24 protein-coding genes and 1 pseudogene are annotated in these 26715 nt (G+C 68.5%); 9 read left to right on the forward strand and 16 right to left on the reverse strand.

What is annotated here, in order from left to right; genetic code table 11:
- Nucleotides 1–8 precede the first annotated feature (8 nt).
- Together VHB92_RS10730 and VHB92_RS10735 are read right to left on the reverse strand one after the other, a co-directional pair.
- A complete protein-coding gene (locus VHB92_RS10730; protein WP_414653103.1) occupies nt 9–899 on the reverse strand; it encodes an EamA family transporter in 891 nt (296 codons plus the stop codon).
- Between the two features lie 90 nt (nt 900–989).
- Nucleotides 990–1397: a hypothetical protein gene (locus tag VHB92_RS10735; protein WP_325453744.1), complete on the reverse strand. Its 408-nt coding sequence runs from the start codon at nt 1395–1397 to the stop codon at nt 990–992.
- A gap of 340 nt (nt 1398–1737) precedes the next feature.
- Between VHB92_RS10735 and VHB92_RS10740 the strand changes: the two genes are divergently transcribed.
- The 3 genes from VHB92_RS10740 to VHB92_RS10750 all read left to right on the forward strand — a co-directional run bounded on the left by VHB92_RS10740 (nt 1738) and on the right by VHB92_RS10750 (nt 5490).
- Nucleotides 1738–2727 carry a GlxA family transcriptional regulator gene (locus tag VHB92_RS10740; protein ID WP_325453745.1) on the forward strand — a complete coding sequence of 330 codons (990 nt, stop codon included), beginning with the start codon at nt 1738–1740 and terminating at the stop codon, nt 2725–2727.
- Nucleotides 2728–3107: 380 nt separating this feature from the next.
- Complete coding sequence (gap, locus tag VHB92_RS10745) at nt 3108–4109, forward strand: type I glyceraldehyde-3-phosphate dehydrogenase (protein ID WP_325453746.1); 1002 nt, start codon at nt 3108–3110, stop codon at nt 4107–4109.
- A gap of 172 nt (nt 4110–4281) precedes the next feature.
- The gene (locus VHB92_RS10750) at nt 4282–5490 is read left to right on the forward strand and encodes a glycoside hydrolase family 3 N-terminal domain-containing protein (protein WP_325453747.1); all 1209 of its coding nucleotides are present in this window, start codon (nt 4282–4284) and stop codon (nt 5488–5490) included.
- 200 nt (nt 5491–5690) lie between these two features.
- On the opposite strand, the gene argG is transcribed toward VHB92_RS10750, so the two are convergent.
- On the reverse strand, nt 5691–7118 hold the full coding sequence (gene argG / locus VHB92_RS10755; protein ID WP_325453748.1) for an argininosuccinate synthase: 1428 nt from the start codon (nt 7116–7118) through the stop codon (nt 5691–5693).
- A 320-nt stretch (nt 7119–7438) separates the two neighbouring features.
- Between argG and VHB92_RS10760 the strand changes: the two genes are divergently transcribed.
- The 4 genes and pseudogenes from VHB92_RS10760 to VHB92_RS10775 all read left to right on the forward strand — a co-directional run bounded on the left by VHB92_RS10760 (nt 7439) and on the right by VHB92_RS10775 (nt 9939).
- A complete protein-coding gene (locus VHB92_RS10760) occupies nt 7439–7867 on the forward strand; it encodes a YciI family protein (protein WP_325453749.1) in 429 nt (142 codons plus the stop codon).
- 36 nt (nt 7868–7903) lie between these two features.
- Nucleotides 7904–9184: an RNA polymerase sigma factor gene (locus VHB92_RS10765; protein ID WP_325453750.1), complete on the forward strand. Its 1281-nt coding sequence runs from the start codon at nt 7904–7906 to the stop codon at nt 9182–9184.
- A 2-nt stretch (nt 9185–9186) separates the two neighbouring features.
- Nucleotides 9187–9366 (forward strand): annotated as a pseudogene (locus tag VHB92_RS10770) (isocitrate lyase/phosphoenolpyruvate mutase family protein); the annotation flags it as partial.
- 60 nt (nt 9367–9426) lie between these two features.
- Nucleotides 9427–9939, forward strand: coding sequence for a glycine cleavage system protein R (locus VHB92_RS10775; protein ID WP_325453751.1), 513 nt, complete (start codon nt 9427–9429; stop codon nt 9937–9939).
- A 27-nt stretch (nt 9940–9966) separates the two neighbouring features.
- On the opposite strand, the gene VHB92_RS10780 is transcribed toward VHB92_RS10775, so the two are convergent.
- The 3 genes from VHB92_RS10780 to VHB92_RS10790 form a co-directional block, all read right to left on the reverse strand.
- A complete protein-coding gene (locus VHB92_RS10780) occupies nt 9967–10407 on the reverse strand; it encodes a hypothetical protein (RefSeq protein WP_325453752.1) in 441 nt (146 codons plus the stop codon).
- 157 nt (nt 10408–10564) lie between these two features.
- Nucleotides 10565–10816 (reverse strand): hypothetical protein, encoded by a 252-nt coding sequence (locus VHB92_RS10785; protein ID WP_325453753.1) that lies wholly within the window; start codon nt 10814–10816, stop codon nt 10565–10567.
- Nucleotides 10813–11172, reverse strand: a complete 360-nt coding sequence (locus VHB92_RS10790; RefSeq protein ID WP_325453754.1) for a hypothetical protein — start codon at nt 11170–11172, stop codon at nt 10813–10815. The genes VHB92_RS10785 and VHB92_RS10790 overlap by 4 nt, the downstream gene beginning before the upstream one ends.
- A gap of 190 nt (nt 11173–11362) precedes the next feature.
- Between VHB92_RS10790 and VHB92_RS10795 the strand changes: the two genes are divergently transcribed.
- The gene (locus VHB92_RS10795; protein ID WP_325453755.1) at nt 11363–13519 is read left to right on the forward strand and encodes an ATP-dependent Clp protease ATP-binding subunit; all 2157 of its coding nucleotides are present in this window, start codon (nt 11363–11365) and stop codon (nt 13517–13519) included.
- 3 nt (nt 13520–13522) lie between these two features.
- Here the strand turns inward: VHB92_RS10795 and VHB92_RS10800 are convergent, their stop codons facing one another.
- The 8 genes from VHB92_RS10800 to VHB92_RS10835 all read right to left on the reverse strand — a co-directional run bounded on the left by VHB92_RS10800 (nt 13523) and on the right by VHB92_RS10835 (nt 24726).
- The gene (locus tag VHB92_RS10800) at nt 13523–13900 is read right to left on the reverse strand and encodes a DUF977 family protein (RefSeq protein ID WP_325453756.1); all 378 of its coding nucleotides are present in this window, start codon (nt 13898–13900) and stop codon (nt 13523–13525) included.
- Between the two features lie 2 nt (nt 13901–13902).
- Nucleotides 13903–14874, reverse strand: a complete 972-nt coding sequence (locus tag VHB92_RS10805; protein WP_325453757.1) for a DUF4380 domain-containing protein — start codon at nt 14872–14874, stop codon at nt 13903–13905.
- 41 nt (nt 14875–14915) lie between these two features.
- The gene (locus tag VHB92_RS10810) at nt 14916–17867 is read right to left on the reverse strand and encodes a DUF5107 domain-containing protein (RefSeq protein WP_325453758.1); all 2952 of its coding nucleotides are present in this window, start codon (nt 17865–17867) and stop codon (nt 14916–14918) included.
- A 122-nt stretch (nt 17868–17989) separates the two neighbouring features.
- A complete protein-coding gene (locus VHB92_RS10815; RefSeq protein WP_325453759.1) occupies nt 17990–20167 on the reverse strand; it encodes an alpha-galactosidase in 2178 nt (725 codons plus the stop codon).
- A gap of 60 nt (nt 20168–20227) precedes the next feature.
- A complete protein-coding gene (locus VHB92_RS10820) occupies nt 20228–21097 on the reverse strand; it encodes a carbohydrate ABC transporter permease (RefSeq protein ID WP_325453760.1) in 870 nt (289 codons plus the stop codon).
- 1 nt (nt 21098) lies between these two features.
- Nucleotides 21099–22034: a sugar ABC transporter permease gene (locus VHB92_RS10825; protein ID WP_325453761.1), complete on the reverse strand. Its 936-nt coding sequence runs from the start codon at nt 22032–22034 to the stop codon at nt 21099–21101.
- Nucleotides 22031–23314, reverse strand: coding sequence for an ABC transporter substrate-binding protein (locus tag VHB92_RS10830; RefSeq protein WP_325453762.1), 1284 nt, complete (start codon nt 23312–23314; stop codon nt 22031–22033). Before VHB92_RS10830 ends, VHB92_RS10825 begins: the two co-directional genes overlap by 4 nt.
- Before the next feature lie 38 nt (nt 23315–23352).
- On the reverse strand, nt 23353–24726 hold the full coding sequence (locus VHB92_RS10835) for a cellulase-like family protein (RefSeq protein ID WP_325453763.1): 1374 nt from the start codon (nt 24724–24726) through the stop codon (nt 23353–23355).
- Between the two features lie 91 nt (nt 24727–24817).
- Between VHB92_RS10835 and VHB92_RS10840 the strand changes: the two genes are divergently transcribed.
- Nucleotides 24818–25696: an AraC family transcriptional regulator gene (locus VHB92_RS10840; RefSeq protein ID WP_325453764.1), complete on the forward strand. Its 879-nt coding sequence runs from the start codon at nt 24818–24820 to the stop codon at nt 25694–25696.
- A 73-nt stretch (nt 25697–25769) separates the two neighbouring features.
- Here the strand turns inward: VHB92_RS10840 and VHB92_RS10845 are convergent, their stop codons facing one another.
- Complete coding sequence (locus VHB92_RS10845) at nt 25770–26273, reverse strand: GNAT family N-acetyltransferase (protein WP_325453765.1); 504 nt, start codon at nt 26271–26273, stop codon at nt 25770–25772.
- Complete coding sequence (locus VHB92_RS10850; RefSeq protein ID WP_325453766.1) at nt 26270–26698, reverse strand: DUF6916 family protein; 429 nt, start codon at nt 26696–26698, stop codon at nt 26270–26272. Before VHB92_RS10850 ends, VHB92_RS10845 begins: the two co-directional genes overlap by 4 nt.
- Nucleotides 26699–26715 lie beyond the last annotated feature (17 nt).

Raw genomic sequence — 26715 nt, forward strand, 5'->3', positions numbered from 1 at the left:
GAGGACACCTACGCCACCTCGGCGGGCGACTCCGGTGCCGGTTCGTGGCTGCGGGCCGACCACACGGCGCCGATGCTCGCCGCCACCACGAGCAGCACGGCGACGGCACCCAGCCAGGTGAACGCCTGCCCGAGCAGCACGAGGCCGGCAAGCGACGCCGTCGCCGGAGCGAGGCTCATCAGCGTCGCGAACGTCGACGCATGCAAACGGCGCAGTGCCAGCAACTCGAGCCCGTACGGCACGGCCGACGAGAGCAGAGCGACCGCGGCGCCCAGCAGCAGCACGTCGGGCCGCAGCAGCGATGCGCCTGCCGACACGATGCCGAACGGTGCCGTCGCCAGCGCTCCGATGGTCATCGCGATGGCGAGGCCGTCGAGCCGGGCGAAGCGGCGGCCGGTCTCGCGCGACAGCAGGATGTAGAACGCCCACGACGTACCGGCTCCCGCGGCGAGCAGAACACCGATCGGGTCGAGGTGCCCGAAGCTGCCCTCGCCGAGCAGCACGACGCCCACGGCCGCCAGGCCGGCCCAGAGCCAGGCCAGGGCGCGCCGCGCCGCCACGACGGAGAGCACGAGCGGACCCAGCACCTCGATCGTCACCGCCGCCCCGAGCGGGATGCGGTCGAGCGACAGATAGAACAGCCCGTTCATCAACGCCAGCACGAGTCCGAATCCCGCGACGGTGAACCACGAGCTCGCGTGGACGCGGCGGCGCCGACCGCCCGGCCCCTGCTCTGCGGGCCGTTCGGCACGGCGCAGGCGGCGCATCCCGAGCCACGGGCGCGCGAGGGGCACGAGGATCACGGCGGAGACCAGCACGCGCAGAAACACCATGCCGAGGGCGCCCACCTGCGGAAAGACGAGCACGGCGATGGACGCGCCCACCTCCTGGCACGCCATGCCGGCGACCACGAGAAGGGCATACCGTGCGCCACCCGGAACGGCAGCGCCCGATGAGCCGTTCGCCGTCCGGGGATCCACCCCTCAACGCTAGGGCGTGTCGCCGCCCGCGGTGGGCGAGTCGCCTGCCGCATCCGCCCGCCACACGCGCGAACCACTCGGCGGATCCGCTCGCAGACGTCGGAGTGCGGCGACGAGTGGCCTCATCGCGGTCGTCTCGGCACGGTAGCGACGCGTCGTGCGCGCGATCGTGATGGTGACGATGTCGAGTCCGCCCGACGTGGAGACCTCTGCGCCGACGTCGCCGTCGAGCAGGGCGAAGTCCGGGGCGTCGTGCGGGTCGCCGGACGCGAAGACCAGCCACTCCTCGGTCAGTCCTAGTTCGCCGTCCACCCAGCGTCCTTCCCGCAAGGCGGATGCCGGCACCGGCTCGGACACCAGGAACTGGTTGCGGGGCAGCAGCTGTGCGACGTGCACGCGGCGCACCGGTTCGCTCATGGCTCCACCCGTGGGTCGGCGCCGGTCGCGGTCCTGGCCCCGGGCGTCGGACATCCGCGTCGAGTCATGCGCGAAATCCTACGGTCTGGGTGCGGCATCCGCGCCGGCGGGAGCGGGCGACGCGGAGTCGGCGGGCTGCGGGACGCCGCACCGACGGACCTTCGGCACCCGATACCCCGGTTCTTCGGCACCCGGCACCCCGGCTCTTGGGCGGCGGTACCCGGCTCTTCCGCACCCGGTACAGCGGTGCTCGACGTGTGGCACGAATGCACACCGGCGTAGCATTGCTGCCAGGGCGAGACATCCTCGACCGCTGACACCGCCGCGTCGGGAGGGCACCGTGAACGAACAGCATCGAGTGGCCATACTCGTGCTCCCCGGGGCCGTTCCGATGGACGTCGCCATTCCGATCCAGGTGTTCAAGCCGCGCGACGGCGTGCCCTACGAGCGGCTGGTGTGCGGGCCCGAAGCGGGCGACATCGAGACGGATGCCGGCATCCGCATCGGCGTCGCTCACGGACTCGAGGCACTCGCCACGGCCGACACGGTCGTCGTGCCGGGCTTCAACGATCAGCTGCGGGAGTGGGATGCGCGCATCCTGCACGCGCTGCGGGATGCTCACGCCCGCGGGGCCCGCATGGTCTCCATCTGCACCGGTGCGTTCGCCCTCGCGGCGGCAGGACTGCTCGACGGCCGGAACGCGACGACGCACTGGCACCGCGTGGAGATGTTCCATCGCGCGCACCCGCTCGTGCGGCTCAATCGCAACGTGCTGTTCGTGGACGACGGCGACATCCTCACGTCCGCTGGCGTGGCATCCGGGATCGATCTGTGCCTGCACATCGTGCGCAGGGATTTCGGGGTGCATGCGTCCAACCGGGTGGCGCGCGCCATCGTGGCGGCGCCGTACCGGAGCGGCGGTCAGGCGCAGTTCGTGCCTCGCACCCTCCCCGAGCCGCACGGCGAGGTGTTCGCCCGCACGAGGGAATGGGCGCTGCAGCGGCTGACGGACCCCATCACGGTCACCGATCTGGCGCGGCACGCGAACGTCTCATCCCGCACGTTCTCGCGTCGCTTCGTGGAGGACACCGGATACACGCCGTTGCAGTGGCTGCTCCGGGCCAGGGTCGATCTGGCGCGCGAACTGCTCGAGGCGACGGATCTCGGCGTGGACCAGATCGCCGGCCAGACCGGGCTCGGCACGGCGACGAATTTGCGCGACCACTTCCGGCGCATCCTGGGCACGTCGCCGAGCGCCTATCGCAAGACGTTCGCCGACCGGTCGCCGGCTCGCGTCGTGGCGCCTGAGCGGTTCACTCTGGCGAGCTGACGACCGTTGGCTCCTGCCGCGGTGCCACCCGTGTTCAGCGGCGCCGGGCCTCGCGTAAATCGGGATGAGTCGCGGCTCGCCACTGGCACCGGCCTCGCAAATCAGGATGAGTCTGGCTTCGTCGGTATATCGCGGCCGAGTGGGTCGTCATCCTGATTTCGGCGGGCGTGGAACGGGAGCCTGCGGCCAGATCGGAGTGGCGCCGTGAGGGCGACTGGAGCCGAGCGACTCCACTGGGGGTCCGGCAGGGCGACCCACGCGGGGAGCCGCCGACAGCGTGGCAGAAAACTTTCGAATCGCGTCGTTCCTGCCGATCGTCGGGCGGCGTCCGCTCGCTCAGGCTGGATGCCGTTCACCCAGCACCGAAAGGAACGACACCCATGCCTCCCGCACGCATCGCCATCAACGGCTTCGGCCGCATCGGCCGCAACGTCTTCCGTGCCGCCCATGAGGGCGACACGGAATTCGAGATCGTCGCCGTGAACGACCTCGCCGATCCCACCCAGCTGGCCCAGCTACTCAGGTTCGACAGCACGCTGGGACGCTTCCCCGGCACGGTCGAGGTGGGCGAAGACAGCATCGTCGTGGACGGAAAGCGCATCGCCGTTCTCGCCGAGCGCGACCCGGCCAAGCTGCCGTGGAGCGACCTCGGAGTCTCCGTCGTGCTCGAATCCACGGGAAGGCTGACCTCGGGCGGGGCATCCTCGGCGCACCTGGATGCCGGCGCCGAGCGCGTGCTCATCAGCGCCCCGTCGCCCGACGCGGAGGTCACCATCGCGTATGGCGTCAACGAGTCCGTCTATGACCCGGCGTCGCACCGCATCGTCTCGAACGCCTCCTGCACGACGAACGCGCTGGCGCCGCTGGCGTCGGTGCTCGACGATCTCGCCACCATCGAGGGCGGATTCATGACCACCGTCCACGCGTACACGCAGGAGCAGAACCTGCAGGATGGCCCGCACCGCGACGCGCGACGTGCTCGCGCCGCCGCCATCAACATCGCGCCCACCACGACGGGAGCGGCGAAAGCGATCGGCAAGGTGCTCCCCCGGCTCGACGGCAAGCTGGACGGATACTCCGTTCGTGTTCCGGTTCCCGTCGGCTCGCTCGTGGAGCTCAACGTCACCGTGGAGCGTGACGTGACGGTCGACGAGGTCAACGCCGCCTACCTGGCTGCGGCGCAGGGAGCGCTCGCCGGCATCCTCGAGCACTCGACCGATCCCCTCGTGTCCACCGACATCGTGGGCAACCCTGCGTCGTCGATCTTCGACGCCGGGCTCACCATGGCGCGTGGCCGTCACGTGAAGGTGGCGTCCTGGTACGACAACGAGTGGGGCTTTTCGAACCGCGTGATCGACACGCTGGGCATGCTCGCGGCGTGATCCCGTGGCGGTGCGCCTCCTCGCGCGACGGCGCTCGGCGCACCGCCACGAAAACAAGTACCAAAGATGACGGTGGAGACGAAAATTCCTGTCAGAAGTGCTTGACACCCCTATGCGAGGGGTACCAAGGTCGAAGCGTGCCGCAGCGTTGCGGAACGTCGAAGGAGCCAGCATGAACCTCTCATCGTCCGAACCCGACCACACGTCCGCGTCGCTCAGCGAGGGGGCCGCCTTCTCGCGCGGCCAGGGCCTCAGCCGCCGCGCGGTGCTCACCGCAGGCGTCGGCGCCGTCGCGGGCCTTGCGCTCGCCGGAGCGGGCATCGCCGGATCCGGTGCACTCTCGGCGTCGGCTGCACCTCCGTGGTGGGCGAAGCTGTCGACGCGCCAGCAGGTCGGCCAGCGCGTCATCTACTCGTACCCGGGTGCCACGCCCCCGCAGTCCCTGCTCGACGGGATCGCGGCCGGTGAGGTGGGCGGTGTCATCTTCTTCGGCGAGAACATCACGAGCCTCCCGCAGATCGCCGCCGTGGTCGCGCAGCTCAGGGCGGCTCAGGCATCCTCCCCCATCAAGGAGCCGCTGCTGTTCATGACCGACCAGGAGGGCGGCCTCATCCGTCGTCTCCGCGGGCAGGAGCCGGTGCTCTCGGAGAAGCAGATCGGCCTGCAGCCCGACCCGGATGCCGCAGCAACGGCCGCGGGAGCCGGCGCCGCCGGCGCGCTCCGCAACGTCGGCATGAACCTCAACCTGGCGCCGGTGCTCGACGTCTTCCGCACCCCGGGCAACTTCGACGACCAGTTCCAGAGGTCGTACAGCTCGGACCCGGTGCTCGCCGGACGTCTCGGGGCCGACTTCGTTCGCGCCCAGCAGGGAGCGGGTGTCGCCGCGACATCGAAGCACTTCCCCGGTCTCGGAGCGGCGACCGCGTCGGAGAACACCGACCTCGGCCCCGTCACGCTGACCCAGTCGCTCGACGAGCTGCGCGCCGTCGACGAGTCCGCCTTCGCGCCGGCCATCAGCGTGGGCGTGCAGCTCGTCATGACGTCGTGGGCCATCTATCCCGCGCTCGACCCGGTGTACCCGGCAGGCCTGTCGTCGACCATCGTGCAGGGCGAGCTTCGGCAGCGGCTCGGCTTCGACGGCGTCACCATCACGGACGCGCTCGAGGCCGGCGCCCTGAACGCCTTCGGCGACACGGGTGCCCGCGCACTGCTCTCCGCACAGGCCGGCATGGACCTGCTGCTCTGCTCCGCTCGTGACATGCAGCAGGGTCTGGACGCACTGGATGCCGTGACGGCGGCCGTCGACGACAAGACACTGAACCCGGGAACCTTCAAGCAGTCGCTGCGTCGCGTGCAGTCGCTGCGCGCCGGGCTGTTCTGATCTGGTCGTTCCACCCGCTTATCGACGGACCGCGTCGGGCACCCACTGGAGCCCGGCGCGGTCTCGTCTGCGGCGCGGCGGGCGCAGTGTGGCGTGCGTCGTGCGCGGTCGCGATCGACCTCAGCCGCGTCGACCTCGATCGGGTCGACCTCGTGCGGGGATCGGCTTCAGTCGGGATCGCGCTGGATGCGCATTCGACCTCAGTCGGCGCCGAGGTCGAATGCCGCGGCTTCGTTGGCGGCATCCACGCCGGCCTGCTGATCGCTCTCGCCCTCGCCGGCACTGATCTCGGCCGACTCGCCCGCTCCGAGGTCGCCGACCAGCAGCGCGGTGGGTCCGCCGATCACGCCGGACGCCGAATACTGCTCGAGCCGCGCACGCGAGTCGGCGATGTCGAGGTTGCGCATGGTGAGCTGACCGATGCGGTCCTCGGGCTCGAACGCGGCATCCCCGACGCGCTCCATCGAGAGCTTGTCGGGGTGGTAGCTCAGCGCGGGGCCGCGGGTGTCGACGATCGAGTAGTCGTCGCCGCGGCGCAGCCGCAGCGCGACCTCGCCGGTGACGGCCGAGCCGACCCAGCGCTGGATGCTCTCGCGCAGCATGAGCGACTGCGGGTCGAACCAGCGGCCCTCGTACATGAGCCGTCCGAGCCTGCGGCCCTCGTTGTGGTAGTTCGCCACGGTGTCTTCGTTGTGGATGGCGTTCAGCAGGCGTTCGTAGGCGATGTGCAGCAAGGCCATGCCCGGCGCCTCGTAGATGCCACGGCTCTTGGCCTCGATGATGCGGTTCTCGATCTGGTCGCTCATGCCGAGCCCGTGCCTGCCGCCGATGGCGTTCGCCTCCAGCACGAGAGCCACCGGATCGTCGTACTCGACACCGTTCAGGGCGACCGGGCGGCCCTGTTCGAAGCGCACGGTGACATCCTCTGCCGCGATCTCCACGTCGTCGCGCCAGAACGGCACGCCCATGATGGGCTCGACGATCGTCATCGGGGTGTCGAGCTGTTCGAGCAGCTTCGCCTCGTGCGTCGCCCCCCAGATGTTGGCGTCGGTGGAGTACGCCTTCTCGACGGATGCGCGATAGGGCAGGTCACGCGCCTGCAGCCACTCGCTCATCTCCTTGCGCCCGCCGAGCTCGGACACGAAGTCGCGGTCGAGCCACGGCTTGTAGATGCGCAGCCTCGGGTTCGCCATGAGCCCGTAGCGATAGAAGCGCTCGATGTCGTTGCCCTTGTAGGTGGATCCGTCGCCCCAGATGCCCACGCCGTCTTCGAGCATGGCCCGCACCAGAAGCGTGCCGGTGACGGCGCGACCGAGCGGCGTCGTGTTGAAGTACGTCTTGCCGCCCGAGCGGATGTGGAACGCGCCGCACTGCAGGGCGACGAGGCCCTCTTCGACGAGCGGGAGCTTGCAGTCGACCAGACGCGACAGCTCGGCGCCGTACTGCGCGGCCCTACCGGGGATGGCCTCGACGTCGGGCTCGTCCGGCTGGCCGAGGTCTGCCGTGTACGTGCAGGGCACAGCGCCCTTCTCTCGCATCCACGCGACGGCGACGGACGTGTCGAGGCCGCCGGAGAACGCGATGCCGACACGTTCGCCGACGGGAAGGGATGCGAGCACTTTGGACATGCCTTCAAGGATATGGGCGATTGAGGGGTGGCCAGAGCGCTCGCGCTCTGGGCCAGCCCGATTGAGTCCGTGAGGTGCGCAGCAACGATATGGGCGATTGAGGGGTGGCCAGAGCGCTCGCGCTCTGGGCCAGCCCGATTGAGTGCGTGAGGTGCGCAGCGCCGATATGGGCGATTGAGATGCCGGAGTTTCATGCCGGGACCGGCGGCGTGCGCGACCGGCGCTGGAGAGATTTCGGCGCCATGTCGATCGCCGTGCGTCAGGTTCGACGCGATAGTAGAAGGGCGTGAGCGCGCCCCAGGAAGATGAAGGAGACATCCATGAAGTACATGCTGATCATGCGGGCCACGGATGACGCCAAGAAGGCGTACAAGGAGATGGACTTCAACGAGGTCATCACCAAGATGGGCCAGTACAACGAGCAGCTCATCAAGGCCGGTGTTCTGCTGGCCGGCGACGGCCTGTCCGACGACGTCGAGACGACGGGGTTCGTCGTGGACTTCTCGAGCACGCCGCCGGCGGTGACGGACGGACCCTATGGCGAGACGCACGAGTTGTTCAACGGGTTCTGGATCATCCAGGTGAACTCGAAGGAAGAGGCCGCTGAATGGGCGAGCCGCTGCCCCCTCGGCCCGGGCTCCAAGCTCGAGGTGCGGCGGGTGACCGACGAGAGCGACTTCGCAGGCTTCGAAGACAACGAGTACCTCCAGAAAGAGGTCGAGTGGCGCAAGGCGGCGGAGAACGCCTGACGGCACGCGGCCGAAGTACATGGGGGCATAGCGCACATGGACGGGATCTCAGCGCGCGTCGACGCCGTCTGGCGCATCGAGAGCGCACGCATCGTGGCCACGCTCGCCAAGATGACAGGCGACGTCGGCGCCGCTGAAGATCTGGCGCAGGACGCCCTCGTCGAGGCTCTGCGCCAGTGGCCGAGGGATGGCGTGCCCGAGAACCCGGGCGCGTGGCTGACCGCGGTCGCCAAGCGACGCGCAATAGACCAGTGGCGTCGCAAGGAGCGGCTCGATGACCGATACCGGGCGATGGCATCGACCCTCGATGAATCGGCCGACGACGCGTGGGAACCGATCGACGACGACGTGCTTCGCCTTGTGTTCACGGCCTGCCACCCCGTGCTCTCCCGCGAAGCTCAGGTGGCGCTCACGCTCCGGACCGTCGCGGGGCTGAGCACCGAAGAGATCGCCCGGCTGTACTTCGTGCCCGTTGCGACCGTGCAGCAGCGCATCGTGCGTGCGAAGAAGACGATCTCGGCCGCGCGAGTTCCGTTCGACACCCCAGAGCCCTCGGAATGGAAGGAACGGCTGGCGGGTGTTCTGAGCGTGATCTACCTCGTCTTCACCGAGGGTTACGCCGCGACATCCGGCACGGACTGGATCAGGACCGACCTCGCGAACGAGGCGCTCCGACTCGGTCGCATGGTCGCTTCCCTCCTGCCCAGAGAACCAGAGGTGCACGCACTGGTCGCGCTCATGGAGTTGCAGGCGGCCCGGTTTCCGAGCAGAACCCGCGCCGACGGCACGCCGATTCTGCTCACCGAGCAGGACAGGACGCGATGGGATCGCGCGCAGATCCTGCGTGGCCGAGCGGCGCTTGCGCGCGCGGACGCACTGGGCAGCGGCCGCGGTCCATACGCACTGCAGGCGGCGATCGCCGAGGTCCACGCGCTCGCACCCACACCGGAGGAGACTGACTGGCCTCGCATCGTGCTGCTGTACGAGGCCCTCGGGCGTCTCGCACCGAATCCGGTCGTCGAGCTGAACCGTGCTGCTGCCGTTGCGATGGCGACGGGGCCTGCGACCGCGTTGCAGATCGTCGACGAACTCGTCGAGCAGGGCGCCCTTCGCGGCTCGCATCTGCTTCCCGGCGTACGGGGTGAGCTGTTGGGACAACTGGGCAGAACGGATGAGGCGATCTCCGAGTTGCAGTCGGCGGCAGCGCTAGCGGGCAATGAACGGGAGCGCGATGTGCTGCTGGAGAAGGCCGCGCGGCTCAGGGCATCCGGCATTCGCGATGGGGACGCCGCTGCGCGCCGGGATGCCGCCGAGTAGCGGAAGTCTCGGTGATCGGTCTTCCGGGCGCGCTCCCTGCGGCGGAGTACGAGAAGCTCGGTGTCGCCCGCATCTCGTACGGCCCGCTCCCGCAGCGCGCGGCGTTGCTCGCCCTGCGCGACCTCGCGGTCGACCTGTACGGAGACGGCGTCATCCCCGCCGACCTGCCCGCCCTGAACTGACGTCCCTTCCTGCCTGAACTGACGTCGGGGCCGCTGGCAAGCGCCACCTATGCTCGTCGTATGGCCAAGCTCGTGCTCACCGTCGTCGGCGACGATCGTGCCGGACTCGTGCAGTCGCTCGCGGATGTCGTCAGCGAGCACGGTGGCAACTGGGAGACGAGCGAACTCGCCGAACTGGCGGGCGCGTTCGCCGGGATCGTGCTGGTGTCCGTTCCCGATGCGCGGCTGGAGGAGCTGCGCGAAGCCCTGCACGGGCTCGACGGGCTCCTGCGCGTCACGGTGCACGGAGGAGCGGATGCCGGTGCCGGCGCGAGTGGTCGGCGGCTGACGTTCTCGGTGCTGGGCGACGATCGACCCGGAATCGTGCGCGAGGTGACGGGCATCCTTTCCCGTCACGGCGTCACGATCGACCTGTTCTCCAGCCACACGCGAGAAGCGCCGATGGCCGGCGGCGTGCTGTTCGAGGCGAGGATCGCGGCGCGAGTCCCCGACGGTGTCGAGACTGCCGCCGTGGTCGAGGAGCTGGAGCGCCTGGCGGCCGAGATCCAGGTGGACGTCGCGCTCGACGACTAGTGGCGACGGCCTGTGCGGGCCTCCTGCCTAGACATGGATCCAGTGACGCAGCTTCTCCGGCTGCAGCCGGATCCAGACCACCGCCATGAGACCGGCGATGAAGTCGATCGTCATCACCGCGACCCGTTCGCTGTCCCGCTCGAGGACGAGGCCGGGCTGGTCGTTCACCGGACGTTCCGTGATGACCACGTCGGCGGGATCGGTCAGGCCGTGCATCAGGAGCACTGCGGCATCATCGACGCCGCGCACGACGCGGACCGTCGGATATTCGTCGTCCCCTGAGTCGACGACCACCGCCACGTCGGGCGCCAGCATGGATGCCAGCTCCTTTCCGTCGCCTCGCTCCGCCGCGAGCCGGAACGCGTGAACCGCTCGGCGATGCGGCGTGTGCGTCAGGGAGCGCCACGCCGCGATCCACCTGTGCCGGGTGCTTCCGGTCAGAGCCTTGGGTGCGGTCGTCAGGGCCATGAGATGCCTCCTGCGGCGCGTCGCTGTCGTGAACGACGCCGCCACAGTTAAAGACCGTGTAGGCGTCATCGACGTGACACGATGCCTCCATCACAACACGTTCACCGCGCGAAAGCACCTGGTTGCTCGGGGCACTTTCGGGGATGCCCCTTGCCGGTCAGTGCAGGTGCTCCAGCCCTACCCGCAGCCGGCGCAGCTGAAACCGCCACGGCGAGAGCCTGGGCATCTCGAGGTTGAGGCCGGCGTGAGCAGCGATCCACTCGACGACGTCATCCGTCGGCCGACCATCTGTTGCGACGTGTATCGCGTAGCGACTGGATGCGAGCGCGGCCACGCAGCGCGGTATCTGCTGCATGGCCCAGGTCTCGCGGCGCAGACCCGAGCGGAGGAAGGCGATCCTGGTGCTCAATCGTCTGCGCAGGGTCTCGGCGCTCGCCAAGAGGGTGTAATGGCGAAGGTCGACGCCCCGGATCGGAGCCCGCCGACGATCTCGTCGAAGTAGTCGTCACGCACGATCGTCATCGGTACGAGTATGAGTCCGCGACCGCGTTCGACGGCATCGGCCTGGAGAAGGGTGTCGACCACGGCAGAGCGCCACGGGGGAAGGTCCTGGAAGTCGCCGGCCGTCCGCGGCGGAAGCGTTCGTTGCAGCGCGAACCCCAGCAGCTCGGGGTCGGCCACATGGGCGCGTGGCAGCCTGCGGGCGAGCTCGAACGCCGTTTGGGTCTTGCCGGCACCGAAGGCGCCATTGATCCAGAGCAGCACGCTCGGCACCCTAAAGGAAGAATCGGGGAGAGGACCGGAATAGCGCTCGCCACACCTAAGTTGAGTCATATAGACTCAAGTTTGTGCGGGCATCCCTCTGCCGCTGAATCACGTGCCGCTGCACCACGACGATCGCGGCCGGGTGGGACCGCGGATGCCGCACCGCAAGCGAAGGGGAAAGAGACTTCAGATGGCGAACATGCAGGGCGCACCCTCCAGCCAGGAGGAGCAGAAGAGCGCGCTCGAACAGTACGGCGTCGACCTCACCGAGCTCGCCAAGGCGGGCAAGCTCGACCCGGTGATCGGACGCGACTCCGAGATCCGGCGCGTCAGCCAGGTGCTGACCAGGCGCACCAAGAACAACCCCGTGCTCATCGGCGAGCCCGGCGTCGGCAAGACGGCCGTCGTCGAAGGCCTCGCCCAGCGGATCGTGGCCGGTGACGTCGCCGAGTCGCTGAAGAACAAGCGGCTCGTGTCGCTGGACATCTCGGCGCTCGTCGCGGGCGCCATGTACCGCGGGCAGTTCGAGGAGCGGCTGAAGAGCGTGCTCAAGGAGATCAACGAGGCGGGCGGCCAGGTCATCACGTTCGTCGACGAACTGCACCTGCTGATGGGTGCTGGCGGCGGTGAGGGCTCGGTCGCGGCATCCAACATGCTCAAGCCCATGCTGGCGCGCGGCGAGCTGCGCTTGATCGGCGCGACCACTCTCGATGAGTACCGCGAGTACATCGAGAAGGATGCCGCGCTCGAGCGCCGCTTCCAGCAGGTGTACGTCGGCGAGCCGAGCGTGGAGGACACCATCGCGATCCTCCGCGGGCTCAAGGGACGCTACGAGGCGCACCACGGAGTGACGATCTCGGATGCCGCGCTCGTGGCATCCGCTGCGCTGTCCAACCGCTATATCACAGCACGGCAGCTGCCCGACAAGGCCATCGACCTGATCGACGAGGCGATGAGCCGGCTCAAGATGGAGATCGACTCGTCTCCGGTGGAGATCGACCAGCTCAAGCGGCAGGTGGATCGCATGAAGCTGGAGGAGCTGGCGCTCAAGAAGGAGAAGGACGAGGCATCGAAGGAGCGCCTCGCGAAGCTCCGCGAGGAGCTCGTGCAGCACGAGCGCGAGCTGGCAGACCTCGAGGCGCGATGGGAACGCGAGCGCATGGGCCTGAACCGTGTCGGCGAGCTGAAGAAGAAGCTCGACGAGGCGGTCACCGAGCGCGATCGCGCACTGCGCGAGGCGGACTACGCGAAGGCGTCCAAGCTCGAGTACGAGACCATCAAGCAGCTGGAGCGCGACCTTGCCGAGGCCGAGCGCGCCGAGAACGCGCCGGATGAGCCGCGCATGGTGAACGAGCAGGTCACCGAAGAGGACATCGCGGCCGTGATCGCGGCATGGACCGGCATCCCCGTCGGTCGTCTCATGCAGGGCGAGACCGAGAAGCTGCTGCACCTGGAGAGCGAGCTCGGCAGGCGGCTCATCGGGCAGAAGCGCGCGGTGCACGCCGTGGCGGATGCCGTGCGTCGCTCACGTGCCGGCATCAGCGACCCCAACCGGCCGACCGGATCGTTCCTGTTCCTCGGGCCCACAGGCGTGGGCAAGACCGAGCTGGCCAAGGCGCTCGCCGAGTTCCTGTTCGACGACGAGCACGCCATGGTGCGCATCGACATGAGCGAGTACGGCGAGAAGCACACCGTCTCGCGCCTGGTCGGCGCGCCTCCCGGCTATGTCGGTTACGAGCAGGGCGGGCAACTCACCGAGGCGGTGCGGCGCCGCCCGTACAGCGTCATCCTGCTCGACGAGGTGGAGAAGGCGCACCCCGAGGTGTTCGACATCCTGCTGCAGGTGCTCGACGACGGCCGCCTCACCGACGGCCAGGGACGCACGGTCGACTTCCGCAACACGATCCTCATCCTGACGTCGAACCTCGGTTCGCCGATCCTCATCGACCCCACCTTGACGTGGAACGAGAAGGAAGAGCAGGTGCAGGCGCTGGTGCGCCAGGCGTTCAAGCCGGAGTTCGTGAACCGTCTCGACGACATCGTGGTGTTCTCCGCCCTCACGGAGGAGGAGCTCGGCGAGATCGTGTCGCTGTACATCGACCGGCTCCAGGACCGCCTGCACACGCGCAGGCTCGACCTCGGTGTCACTCCGGATGCCCGTGCCTGGCTCGCCGAGCGCGGCTACGACCCGATCTACGGCGCTCGGCCGCTCCGCCGGCTGATGCAGCACGAGATCGACGACCGGCTCGCGACGGCGCTGCTCGAAGGGCGCATCCGCGACGGCAGCATCGTGCGTGTGGACCTCGCTTCCGACGGCGACCACCTCGACGTGACGCAGGTCGAGTAGGGATCAGGCGTCGGGACGCGCTGCCCCTCCGCGAGCCGGCCGGTGGGCGGTGACGACCCGGATGTCGGCATCGCCCACCAGCGCGTCGATGGCTCGCCACATGAGGATCGAGCCGTTCTCGATGTGTTCGGCAGCGAGGGAGTCGAACCGCAGGCGAGTGGACTCGTCGACGATCAGTTCGTCGGCACGCCCTGCCAGGTGGTCGTCCGCCACGGCGCCGCCATGAGTCCGTCGAATCGCGCCGCACGCCGCCAGCCGGTCGAGGTCGCGGCGCACCGTCATCTCCGACACCCCGAGAGTGTGAGCCAGATCGGCCACTGTCGAGCGTCCCTGTTCCGAGATGATTCCGTGGATGCGTTGCCGACGGTATTCCGGCAGCACGGTCAGTCGCCGCCCTCCGGTGCAGGAGTCATCGTCTCCGGTGCGTGCCGTGGAATCGGCGTCCAATCGCAGCTCAGCGCGACGCTTGCCCCCGGCTCGAGCCGTTGAAGAGGCGACATGGCCTCGAGCTCCACGAGCGCCGCGGTCGAGGCGAAACCCCCGAGCTCCTCGAGTGTGTGGCCCAGCGGTGTCTGCATCCAGAGCTGCGCCGGGCTGTCGTCGGGATACCGCTCGTAGGGATGCGTGCGAAAAGTGAGCCGAACGCCCGCCCCGTCGGCGTGGCGCAGCTCCATAACGCCGGTGCATCCGGGAAAGCCCAGCTTGCCGACGGCGCGCTGGAACGGCACTCGCGTGACACCGGATGTCGTCGACGTCGACACGTTTCCGCGGAGCCGCATCAGGTGCACGGGTTCGGAGCCGGGCCGCACGTCGACGAAGATCCCGGCATGCGGTGACTCCAGGTCCGCCTCGTGCACGGGCAGCTGCGCCACCTCCCACGCCGCCCAGCGCCGTGGCGATGGCGACTCGTTCCTGAGCACGGTCGTCACGTGCATCCCGTGCGCCGTCACGGTCACCGAACGCGTCATCCTCACGCCGGTGACGGGGTCGAGGTTGCTCCGCATGGCGATGGCGCTATCGGATCGCGAGGTGACCTCGAAGGCCCCGCCGTCGAACGTCGGGTCGGGCGGCCCATGCCATTCGTCGTCGTCGGCCCAGCCCTGCGGTGCCACCCATGATTTGTCGCCTCCCCAGTTCTGCCACGTGGCGAAGCCATCGAGGGTGCGCGGATCGGCGCGCGGAACGCGAGCGGCGAACTCGTCATCGATGAGGTCGGGATTGCGCCAGAGCAACGGCACACCTCGATACGTGAGTGAGATCACCCGGGCGCCGAGTTCCGGCGCGACCACGGCGTGCAGGTCTGCTGCGACCAGTTCGACAGTCTCGAGCGGCGCCGACGGCGACGCCGCGAACACGGTTCCTCGGCCTCCCGCTTGGCCGGGTCGGGGCCCGGCCATCAGCTCTCCGGGCGATTGAACAGCAGCAGCTCGGGAAGGCTGGTCGCGAAGTAGTCGGTGCTGCCGTCCGGCCGCACGGCTGGCGGCGCCTGTACCTCGGGGCGCCCTTCGCCGAGGTTCTCGGGTGGATCCGTCTCGGGCATCCCGAGCGCGAAGCGGGCGGCATCCCACGCGGCGAGCGCCTCGCCTTCTCCGCCCTCCCAGGGCTGGAAGGTGCGGGATTCAAGCAGACGCAGAGCTTCAGCCGCCCGCCCCTGCGCGGTCAGCAGCTCGGCCAGCTGCACCACGAGGTCGTCCCGCTGCACCACCAAGGCGCGCTCGTTCTCGAGCCGAGACAGCCGCTCGGATGCGGGGTGCCCGAGTCGTGCGGCAAGCTGGTCCTGCTCGAACAACAGCCGGGCGTCGAGCGGGTCGAGCTCGCGCGCCCGCTCGTAGTGTGTCCAGGCCGCGTGATCCTCGCCCAGCACGTTGTACGACGCCAGCCCCGCGTTGCGATGAAGCCGGGCACGGTCGGCGCCGAGGCCGATCGCGCGTTGCCACAGGTCGAATGCCTCCTTGCGTCTGCCGGCGTCGTACAGCAGCATGCCGAGCAGCTCGGCGGCGATGTCGTCTCCTGGATCGGCTTCGAGGGCCGCGACGAGCGCGTCGTGCGCATCCAGCCCGCACGGGAAGCACCAGGTCGTGTCGCTCTGTCGCGCGGCCGTGCGGGCCTCGCGGGCTCGTGTCTCGTCGCCGAGGCCGTCGAGGATGCGTGCGCGGAGGTAGTGCGCCAACGGTGCGATGTTGCCTGCCGGAGTCGGCGGCCGCGTGGATGCCTTGGCGAGCACCGCCAGCGCCTGCGCATCCTCCCCGAGCTCGTGCAGGTCGAGAGCGAGGTCGACCTCGAGTCCTGCGTCGCCGGGCACCGAGCCGTCTGCCAGGTATCGCAGGAGGTCATCGAGCGGGCTGGCCTTCATCGCTTCGGCGAGCACGGCCACCGCCTCTCCGTCTCGGCCCAGGCGACGCAGGGCCACCACCCGAATCGCATCCAGACGGGGGTCTTCGGCCCCCGAGGCAGCCAGCGCGCGCGCATCCGCCTCTGCCGCCGCGGCGTCTCGCCGCCTCAACGCGATCCGCGCCGCGAGCACGCCGGCGGGAACAGCCCACGTGCGGTCCCACGTCGCCTTGGCGTAGCAACGAACGGCCTCGTCGAGCCTTCCCGTGCGTTCGAGCACGAGGCCGAGCAGGTAGTACGACTCGGCATCCTGAGGGTTCTCGTTGCGCACCGTCACCCGAGCGACAGCGGTGCGCGCGTGCTCCAGCGCCGTCGCGTAGTCGCCGGAGCGCAACGCGCGCTCGGCCATCGCCAGGTTGGTGCGCGAGTGGCCAGGATCGCGCCGCAGCGCTTCTCGCCAGTACGGAAGCGGTGAGCGGGTCGGATGCCGGTACTGCTGGAGGTGCAGCCCGGTCAGGTAGAGCTCCTCCACGCTCGCCACATCGCGAGGCCGTGGCGGCTCCGTCGCCGACCACGGTTCGACGTCGTCGGCGTGAGCGAGCCGCCACTGGAGAACGGTGGTGCCGGCATCCAGGAGATCGACGACGACCGACTCCTGCGGCAGGTCGGCGGGGATCGGAACCTCAAAGTTCAGCACGGCCCCAGGGACCAGCGACGCACGCCGTTGCCCGAACTCCACGCCGTCCGCGGCGACCCGGAGCGTCGCCTCCATCGGCCGGGTGACGGCGCACGCCACCGACACCTTGCGCTGCTCGGCGCCGGCTCCGCTGCCGGCAGCCACGAGGTCGACATGCATCGCGGCGTCGCGGTTCGCCGCGTGAGCCACGCCGATCGCCGGGATGGGATACCAATACTGCGAGAACCTGCGGACCTCGCCGGGCATCAGCCAGGAGAAGTCGGGCTGGTTGTCGGTGAAGACGCCCGCCATGAGCTCCACGTAGGGGCCGTCGGCATCGGTGAGCTGTCGATCCCAGGCGTGCCCGAACGGCGCATTGCCCCAGGTCCACTGCTTCTTGCCCGGCGCGATCCGCCGGTCGGCCCAGTGCACCACCCCGGCGCCGGCAGCGTGATCGTATCCGCCGAAGAATCCCTGGTCGGAGTCGACGACCATGTACGACGTCGGCACAGGGATGTTCCGGTAGAAGTCGATGCGGTCCGCGCCGGGGCGAGACGCAGCCCTGGCCGGGTAGTCGACCCCGTAATAGGGACGATCCGCCGCGGGGAACGCCGTGATCGCCCGGCGGGCGTGGTCGGCGACGTAGCGCACGTCCTGCGGAAAGAACGACTGGTACTGGTCGTGAACGGCGACCGCAGCGTTGGCCCACCACAGGAAGGTCTGCCGCTGGCTCGTGCGGTTGTGCAGACGCACGACGATCTCCACGTACGAACGGTCGGGATAGAGGCGGATGCCGTGTGTCTCGGCCATGCGGGTGAACGGGTCGTGGTCGGAACACCACACCGTGACACTGCCGTCGTCGCCGTGCTCGATCTCGGCCTCCATCGGGAGGTACGTGGCCGGCCGATGGTGCTGAGGCCAGTTGAACTCGACGCCGCCACTGACCCACGGTCCCGTCAGGCCGACGAGCGCCGGCTTCATCACGTTGTTGCGGTAGAAGAAGTCGTACCCCGTGGTCTTGTCGTATCCGGTGTGGATGCGTCCGCCCAGCTCGGGGAGCACCGTCAGGCGCAGGTACCGGTTCTCCAGGTGCACGGCGTGCCAGGCGCGGTCGACGGGCTGCCGTGCGACTGCTTCGATGAACGGCAGCGGATACACCCGCCCGCTCGAGCCCTGATAGACGCGGTGGTCGAGATACATCGGCAGCACCGACGGGGATGCAGGCTCGTACGTCGGCAGCACCAGGTCTTCCGTCCAGGCGATGGCCTCCCCTTCCTCCAGTCGGCGCAGGAGGCTTGGCGGAGTCGATGCGAGGTTGTCGACATGGAGTTCGGACGTCATGGTCTCACCCTAGAAACGCGGATCGCAGCGGCTGAATGGGCGAATGAACGACGACGCATGGACTTTTCTCTGATCCGCGTTGCGAAGGATGCCCCTGACCCGCTGGGAAGCGGCGCCTTCACCTAGACGACCCTGCGCTCGTCGCGCGGAACCAAGACCAGCACGTCGGCGTCCATCGCCCAGGCGAAGCGCACGGCGACACCGAGCGTCGCGGCGGTCTCCGCCGTCGCCGTCTCTCCCGTCGGATTCCCCGAAGCGTCGCAGACGTCGTAGCGCATACCGGGCAGCAAGCCGGTCGGGAAGACCCGCGAGGTCTCCCTGTCGCGCCGGCGATCGCGGTCTCCGTCGTAGACGAGGACCACGATTCGGCCGTCTCCCGGTGGCGCGACGTATTCGACGGCATACAGGTTCTCTTCCGGGCGCCCATGGGTGCGCACATCGCCGTGCTGGATGACGGCACGCAGGGACTTGTACGCCCGCACCATCCCGGCGGCCTCGCTCTTGTCCTCAGCCGACCACGTGGAGAGGTCGCCGCCGATGCCCAGCACACCCGCCATCGCGACCGCGAAGCGGTATCCGAGCGAGACCGGGCGCCTGTCCCGATGGCCGTGGTCGTCCGAGACCCAGGAGCTCATCACCCACGCCGGGTAGGCGCTCAAGAAGCCGTGCTGGATCACCAGCCGGTCGCGCGCGCCCACCTGGTCGCTCGGCCACACGACATCCGATCGCGCCAGAACGGCGTTGTCGATGCGCGCGCCGCCCGATGCACATGCTTCGACCACCACGCCAGGGTGCTCCGCGCGCAGAAGCTCGAGCACTTGGTAGTAGTTGCGCGTGTGCTGAACGCTCCATTCCCGGCCGTGGTGGTCGCCGGGGCGTCCGCCGTCGGTCACGGGCCGGTTCATGTCCCACTTGAGGTAGTTGATCGGTGCTGATGTCAGCAGACCGCGCAGCGTGTCCATCACCCACTCCACGACGTCGCTCCGGCCGAGATCGAGCACGTACTGGTTGCGGATGGTCTCCAGCGGTCGCCCCTCTGCCCGATAGACCCAGTCGGGATGCCGTCGGTACAGCTCCGAGTCGGGATTCACGCACTCGGGCTCGATCCATACGCCGAACCGCATGCCGAGCTCCTCGACGGCGACCGCGAGCTCGGAAAGCCCGTGCGGGAACTTCTGCGGATCGGCCTGCCAGTCGCCGAGGCCGGCCCGGTCGGAGTCGCGCCCGGTGAACCATCCGTCGTCGAGAACGAACGTCTCCACGCCCAGGCTCGCGGCCTCCCGAGCGAGCTCCTTCTGCTGCTCGAGCGCGACGTCGAACGTCGTCGCCATCCATGAGTTGTAGACGATCGGCCGAGTAGCGGGAGAAAGGTCTCGCACGAGCTCTGCGCGCTGGAAGTCGTGCCACGCCCGCGTCACGCCATGAGCGCCATCCGGTGCGAACACGCCGAGTGCATCGGGTGTCGTGAACTCCTGTCCCGGGTCGAGGCGCACGGTCGTGACATCCTCGTGCAGACCGCAGGAGACCCTGGCGTGCTGGCCGACGGCAGTCGTCTCGACCTGCAGTCGCCAGGAGCCGCTCCAGTCAAGGGCGACGCCGTACGCCCGCCCGCCCGGGCGGTGGAAGGCGTCCTCGTCGTCGACGGCGGAGACGGTCACGACGGGGCTGAACGACAGGCTCGTCACGCCCTGCCGGCTGCCGATGGAGAACGTTCCCCAGTGCACCTCGGTGCTGCGGCACTGGAACTCCCTGGCCCAGGCGCCCGCGAGGTAGTCGACGTGAACGTGCTGACCGAGCGGCAGGTTCCACGCTGCCGAGAAGACTCGCGGCAGATCGATCGCGGCGGCTCCGTCGTTCTTCAGGCGGGCGCTGCGACGAACGACGTCGTGATCGGCCGAGGTGCGCATGCGGAGCTCGAGCGTCAGGGTGGCGGTTTCGTCGACGAACGGCACGATGAGCTCGTCACCCGCGTGGCGTGCGCGATGCACGACGCCATCGGGGACGAGCGTCCAGCGCGCGCCGGTTCGTCCGTCGCCGCGGTCGAGCAGGAGCTCGCTGAAGGATGCGTGTCGCTGCCCCGCGCTCGCGTACTCCAGCGGCTGCGCATCGGCCCTGGCCGAGAACGAGACCAGACGATCCGGCTCGTCCCAGGCGGGCACGACGTCGAGTGCGTTGTCCGCGCCCTCGAGAGCCGGACCCCAGTAGTCGAGAACCAGCCCCGAGCCGTCGGCCAGGGCGCTCACCACGTAGGACGTGCCGCGAGTGCGCAGGTGCCAGCGCTGGCGGTCAGAGGTGGGCATGGGCATCCTTCCGGCGAACGGCGGAACGTCTTTCCAAGGGGCGGCGCCGGCCGTCCCGACTCACTTGCTCGACCCGAGCGTGAGCCCGGAGACGAACTGCTTCTGGAAGATGAAGAACACGACGGCCGTGGGAATGGCGGCCACGATCGCGCCGGCGGCGACGACGTTCCACTGGCTGACGAAGCCGCCCTGGATGTTCAGCAGCTCGGCGGTGATCGGGAACTTCGTCTCCGTGCGCAGCACCGTCAGAGCCCAGATGAGGTCGTTCCAGATCCAGGTGGTCGCCAGCGCGGCGAGGGCTGCAAGTGACGGCCGCGTGAGCGGAATCACGAGACGCAGGTACACGCGGATCTCGCCGGCACCGTCGACTCGCGCGGCCTCGAAGATCTCGGCGGGAATCGAGCGCATGAATCCGTGCAGCACGAAGGTGTAGAAGCCTAGACCGAACGCGACCTGCACCACTATGAGCGCGAACAGCGTGTCGGAGATGCCGAGACTCTCGGTGATGCGCGCAACCGGGATGAGGAGGATCTGCGGCGGCAGAAGGTTGCCCGCCAGCATGAGCAGCAGGATGCCGCGCCGGAACGGGATCTCGTAACGGCTCAGCGCGAACGCCGCCCACGACGCCAGCAGCAGCGAGAAGACGACAGTGAAGACGGTGACGATGACGCTGTTGAGCAGCGCACCTCCCGCGAGTCCGTCGGAGAAAACCGTGACGAAGCCGTCGAAGGCGAACGAGTGCGGCAGCGAACCGAGCCCGTTGGAGGTGATGTCGTCGAACGACCGGAAGGCGACGAACACCACGAACACCATGGGCGCTATCCACAGGAGGGAGACCGGCGCCATGACGAGGTGGAAGCCCCACGCGCGCTTGTGGCGACGCGGCGAGTGCTGACGCGCCTCGGCGGGAGCGAGAGTAGAGGCGGTCATGTCAGTCCTCCGTCCTGGATGCGCGCACGAGGTATCCGATGATGAAGACGATGGCGAGCAAGAAGATCACCACGGCGATCGCGGAGCCGTAGCCTAGGTTCACCGTCGTGAAGCTCGTCTGGTACATGTACGTCGAGAGCAACTGTGTCGAGTTGTAGGGGCCACCCCTGGTCATCGCCCAGACGATGTCGAACGTTCTCAGCGAGTCGATGACGGTGACGGCGAACACGACGGCGTTCACGCCGCGCAGCTGCGGCATCACGATCTGCCAGAATCGCTGCCACTTGTTGGCGCCATCCACCGCTGCCGCCTCCTCGAGCGTCGGGTCGACGCCCTTGAGCCCGGCGAGGTACAGCACCATGATGTAGCCGCACTGGCGCCAGACGGCGGCGACCAGCACGGCGACCAGCGCGGTGGCCGGATCCGCGAGCCACTGGCGTTCCCACGCCCCGAGCCCGATCCCACCGAGCACGGTGTTGACGGCGCCATTCGGCTGGTACAGCAACCGCCAGAAGAGGCCAGTGACGGCGAGCGAGAACACCATGGGCAGATAGATCGCGCTGCGGTACAGGCCGACGCCACGCCGTGGCCGGTTCAGCGCGACGGCGAGGAGAAGGCCGATCACGACCGAGGCCCCGCCGAAGCCGACGACCCAGAAGACGTTGTTCACCAGCGCCTGCAGGAAGACGGGATCAGTCGTCAGATTCTGGAAGTTCTTGAACCCGATGAACTCCGGAGCACCTGCACCGTTCCACTTCGTGAGCGAGATGTAGAAGCTGTTGATCGCGGGCCAGAACACGAGTGCGAGCTCGGTGGCGAGCGGTATCGCCAGGAAGGCCCAGATCACCGGTGGGACGCGCCGCACCGAGCCGCGGCGTGAACGCACACCGCGTTGCGCCGTACGCGCTCGGTTCGACGCCCCCACCGTGGCGGTCACGAGTTCCACACCTTTTGCGCCGCCGCCTGCCAGTCCTTCAGGATCTGATCGACGTCACCCGGGTTGGCCAGGAACTTGGTGAGCGCCGTGTCCGCCGTGGTCTGGAGCGCATCCGAGGAGTCGCGGTTGAAGAACTGCGTGATCTCCTTCGTGTCGTTGAGCATCTTCAGGCCCTTCTGCACCAGGGGCGAGAACTTCGACGTGTCGACGTCTGGCGAGGTGGGCAGGTTCGACGACTTGGATGCCTCGATGAACTCCTGCTGCGACTTCGAGCTCGCCAGATAGCTGAGGAACTTCTTCGTCGCCGCCTTGTTCTTGGTCTTGGAGCTCGCGAAGTAGCCGTCTGTCGGTGCCTCCTCGGCCGTCGGGATGCTCTTGTCGATGACCGGCACGCTGAAGAAGTCGAGGTTGTCGGCGTTGCTCGTGATGTTCTGGCTGATGAAGGCGCCCGTGAGGTACATCGCATCCTTGCCCTGCACCAGCGGAGTCACCGCGTCTTGCCACGCGAACGAGGTCATGTCGGGATCGAAGTAGGGCACGAGCTGGGCGTAGTACTTCATCACCTTCTTCACCTCTGCGCTGTCGAACGAATGCTTGCCGGCCAGCAGCTCACGGTGGAACTGGGCGCCGTTGACGCGCAGGTCGAGGATGTCGAACCAGCCGGATGCCATCCACGCCGTCGAGCCGATGCCGTTCGCGAGCGGGTTGACGCCCATCGACTTGAGCTTGTCGCACAGCGCGATGAAGTCGTCCCACGTCGTGGGAACCTTGACGCCCCACTTCTGGAAGGCGTCTTTGAAGTAGAAGACGCCCCACCAGTAGTAGTTGGTGGGCATGAAGATCTGGCGCCCCTTGTCGTCGGTGGAGAGCGTCTTCAGCGCCTTCGAGTAATGCGCCGCCGCGCCGTCTCCCTCCCACAGGTCGGAGATGTCGAGCAGGTAGCCCTTGCTGGCGTAGTCCCGGGCGACGGAGCCGGCATACCAGGTGAGCACATCCGGCGGATTGTTCGACGAGAGGTAGGTCGAGAGCTGCGCTCTGAACTGCTCGATAGCCACCGTGTTCAGGGTGACCTTGCCGCCCTTGTACTCGCCGACCAGCTTGGTCAGGGCCGCCTTCGGCGCGGGGTCGGACAGTGAGGATTGCAAGGTGATCGCGCCGGATCCGCTCGAGCTTCCGCCGCCGCTGCCGCCCGTCACGCATCCGGCGAGTGCTGCAACGCCGCCGATGGCGAGCGCGCCCGCGAGGAAGGTGCGGCGTGTCACGTGTGTCTGTGTTGCCATGGTGTCCTCCTTGACAGCCCGTGCGATGCAGGGGCCGGCTAGTGCTTCTCTGATTGCGGCTCGGTGAAAAGACGCGTGCATTCGACCTGAAGCGCGACGTCGTTCCACATCGGATGGTGGGGTGCGGCGTTCGAGCACACGATCGTGCCCCAGGCGCCCACGCGCGCGGACTCCCTGACCGCTCGTCGGCAGAACTCGGCCCCGACGGGGCCTTCCTCGAACGTTCCGTGGAGGGGTGTGTAGCCGATCCAGCCCTCCCCGAAGACCAGGGGGATGCCACGCTCCTTGGCCCGATCGGCGGCGACGTCGATCCAGATGCGCAGAACGCGGTCCATCTCGACGCGGTGCACCTGGTATCTCTCGTACAGAAAGCGGTCGAACGCCGACGCGTCGACCCAGTCGTGGAGGTAGATCTCCGGCTTGCCGACGATGGTCGCGTCCATCTTCCATGCCGAGTCATCCGTGAGAACCCAGGTCTCCGGGTCCGGGGCATCCGCGCGAAGGATGCCTGCAGCCTCGACGGCCGCTCGCGGAAAGTCTGCGAGGTCGCCACGCAGGTCGAAGGCTGCGGTGGTCTCGTCGAGCACGCCGTAGATGTACGGATGAACCACCAGCACATCGATCTCGGCGGGGATCGCCCGCATGGCGGCGACGGGGACGTGGGCGTAGTTCACCGTGACCGGACGCTCCGGCTGCAGTTCGTGGAAGCGCGCGAGGCCGCGGCTCAGTCGCGGTTCGAGCTCGACAAGGGCGCGTTCCTGGTCGACCCGGCCCGGGGTGACGCCGTCGGCGAGGTGCCCGGCCTGCACCTCGTTGTGCAACTCGGTGAAGGCGATCCGATCGTCGAGACCGTGTTCGGCGAGAAAGTCGATGAGCTCGGAGAGCGCGTCGGCGAGGGCGACGGGGCGGTCATCGGGATCGACCGCACGCAGCGCATCCCACCATCGCGAGTCCACGCTGAACGAGGAGGACTGCTGGTACTCCCACGACGACAGAATCACGAACAGGTCGTGTCGTCTGCAGGTCTCGAAGAGTTCGAGGAGCTTCGCCTTGCCGTCGAACCGGGTCGGCGCTTTGACGTCGTACCAGCGCACGCCCTGCCCGTAGTCGCCCCCGAGCCGATCGAGTTCGACGCTGCTCGTGTCGAGGCCGGATCCGAACAGCAGGAACGGCATGGCGCAGATCCGCACCGTGTTGTACCCGCGCTCCACCGCTTCGGCGGCAGCGCGATCCAGATCCTCGAAAGGCTCCCCGGATCCGCTGCGTACATACCAGGAGAAGTCCCACAGCGTGATCGTCAGACGGTCGGGCAGGTGGGCGGGAACCTGGACGGGAACATAGCCGGTGCCGAAAGACCGGGTGTGCGACGTATTCGTCGTCTGGGGGCGGCTTCCATTCTCACCATTGAGCATGTGGTCAGCATAGAAATGCCGCTCATCGGCCGGGAATGACGGTTCCTACGACATTCCTGGACGATTCTCTGATCCTGCTACGCTCGCGGACATGCTTCTGCGAGACGGATTCCCCGGCCAGCGGCTTCGGGTGCTGCCCGCGCCTCTGGTGCGGAAGGCGATCGAGGAGCCGGTCACGAAGCGGCTGCTCGTGACCGATGCCGGGTACTTCCCGCACGCTGCCGCACATGGACGGACGCGGCCAGATGGGGCAGGCGAGGCGATCGTCATGGTGTGCACGGGAGGCAGCGGCATCCTGACGCTCGGCGGTCAGCGACGCAGGATCGAGTCGGGTGACGCGGCGGTGATCCCCGCGCGAACGCCGCATGTGTATGTCGCCGACGCCGCCGATCCGTGGAGCATCTGGTGGCTGCACGCAACCGGCACGGATGTCGACGAGCTGGTCGCGCAGATCCTCGGCTCCGACTCCGATCCCGTCCTCCACCTGCGCGACGTTTACACGGCGGTCGCCCTCGCCGAACAGGTCGTGTCGGCGTTGGAGAACGACGAGACGACGGCCACGCTCTATCAGGCGGCCGGGGCGGCCTGGAACCTCTTCGGTCTGCTCTGCTCCGACCGGCTGCGCGGCGAACCTCAGACGAGCGATCGCATCCACGTCGTGCAGGAGTACCTGCGCGCGAACCTCGCTTCCCCGGTGTCGGTGGCCGAACTCGCGCGCCTCGCCGGACTCAGCAACTCGCACTTCTCCGCGCTGTTCAAGGCCTCCACCGGGTACGGCGTCGTCGAGTACGTGAAGCGGCTGCGCAGCGCCCGTGCACGCGAACTGCTCATGACCACCAACCTCTCCATCGGAGAGATTGCGACCCAGATCGGCTACGCGGATGCCTTCTACTTCTCACGTCAGTTCCGCGCCGTGAACGGCACCTCGCCCAGCGCATTCCGGGCCGGTGCCATGCGCGACGTCATCTGAGCCGGCGGCGCCGTCTCGTGCGCGTCGCTGCCGCACGTCGTGCGGGCCCGTCGGCGGCGGCCGCGCCCGTCGGCTACGCGGCCACGAACCGGTCGGCGGCCGCTGTCGCCCGCTCCACGAGCAGGCGCCCGCCACGTCCCGAGACCGTGAACCCCACGCGCTCGAGGAAGCCGCGGCAGTCGCTGCTGGTGGCATCCGCGCGGAGCCAGATCGGGCATCCGTGCTCCTCGGCGATAGTGGCCAGACGACGCATGGCCAGTGTGCCTATGCCCTGCCCGCGGTGCTCGACGAGCACGCCGAGCTGGAGCAGCTGGATGCCGCCGCCCCGCATCACCGTCACCATGCGTCCGCAGAGGCCGGCCGCGTTCTCGATGGCGACGTCGACGGCATCCGGAAACTCGGCTGCCGTGCGCACGCGCTGCTCGACGTACTGCATGCTGGCCAGCGCGGCCCTGGTGGCGGCATCGACGGCGAGCGTCGCGATCTCGTCGGTGTGCAGTTGCTGGAAAAGGCGGAACAGCGCGGGCCCGTCGGTGGCCGTGGTCGGACGGTAGCGCAACTCCGTCGCGGCGATCACCGGTGCCCGCCGCTGATGCGCGACGAGGAGAAGCGGCGTGATCCGGTTCGCCGTGGCCGCGACTCCGCCACGAAGAACTGGGCGTCGGGCACGCGGCACGAAGCGGTGCTCAGCCGGTAGACGCCGGCAGGAGGCGGTGCGGAGGCGGCGGTGAACATGAGGCCGAAGCGAGTCGCGGCGGTGCTCGCGTCGCCGGCCAGCGTTTCGACCGAGGCCAGCGTCAGGTCGTAGCGGCCGTACTCGCTGGCCGCCTCGAAGTGCTGCCCGACGGCATCCGCGTACGTGTCCAAAGCGGGCAGGGATGCCTGTGCCACAGCCGGCAGCACGGTCGACGCCATCGCCACTCCGGCGTACTGCGGTGCGCCGGCCATGATGACCGTGCGCCGCGTCACCGAGCGCGCGTCCCCTACATTGCGTCTCGCCATATCGTCGCTCCCCCAGC

It is taken from the genome of Humibacter sp. (genome assembly GCF_035547335.1).
Taxonomy (GTDB): Bacteria; Actinomycetota; Actinomycetes; order Actinomycetales; family Microbacteriaceae; genus Humibacter.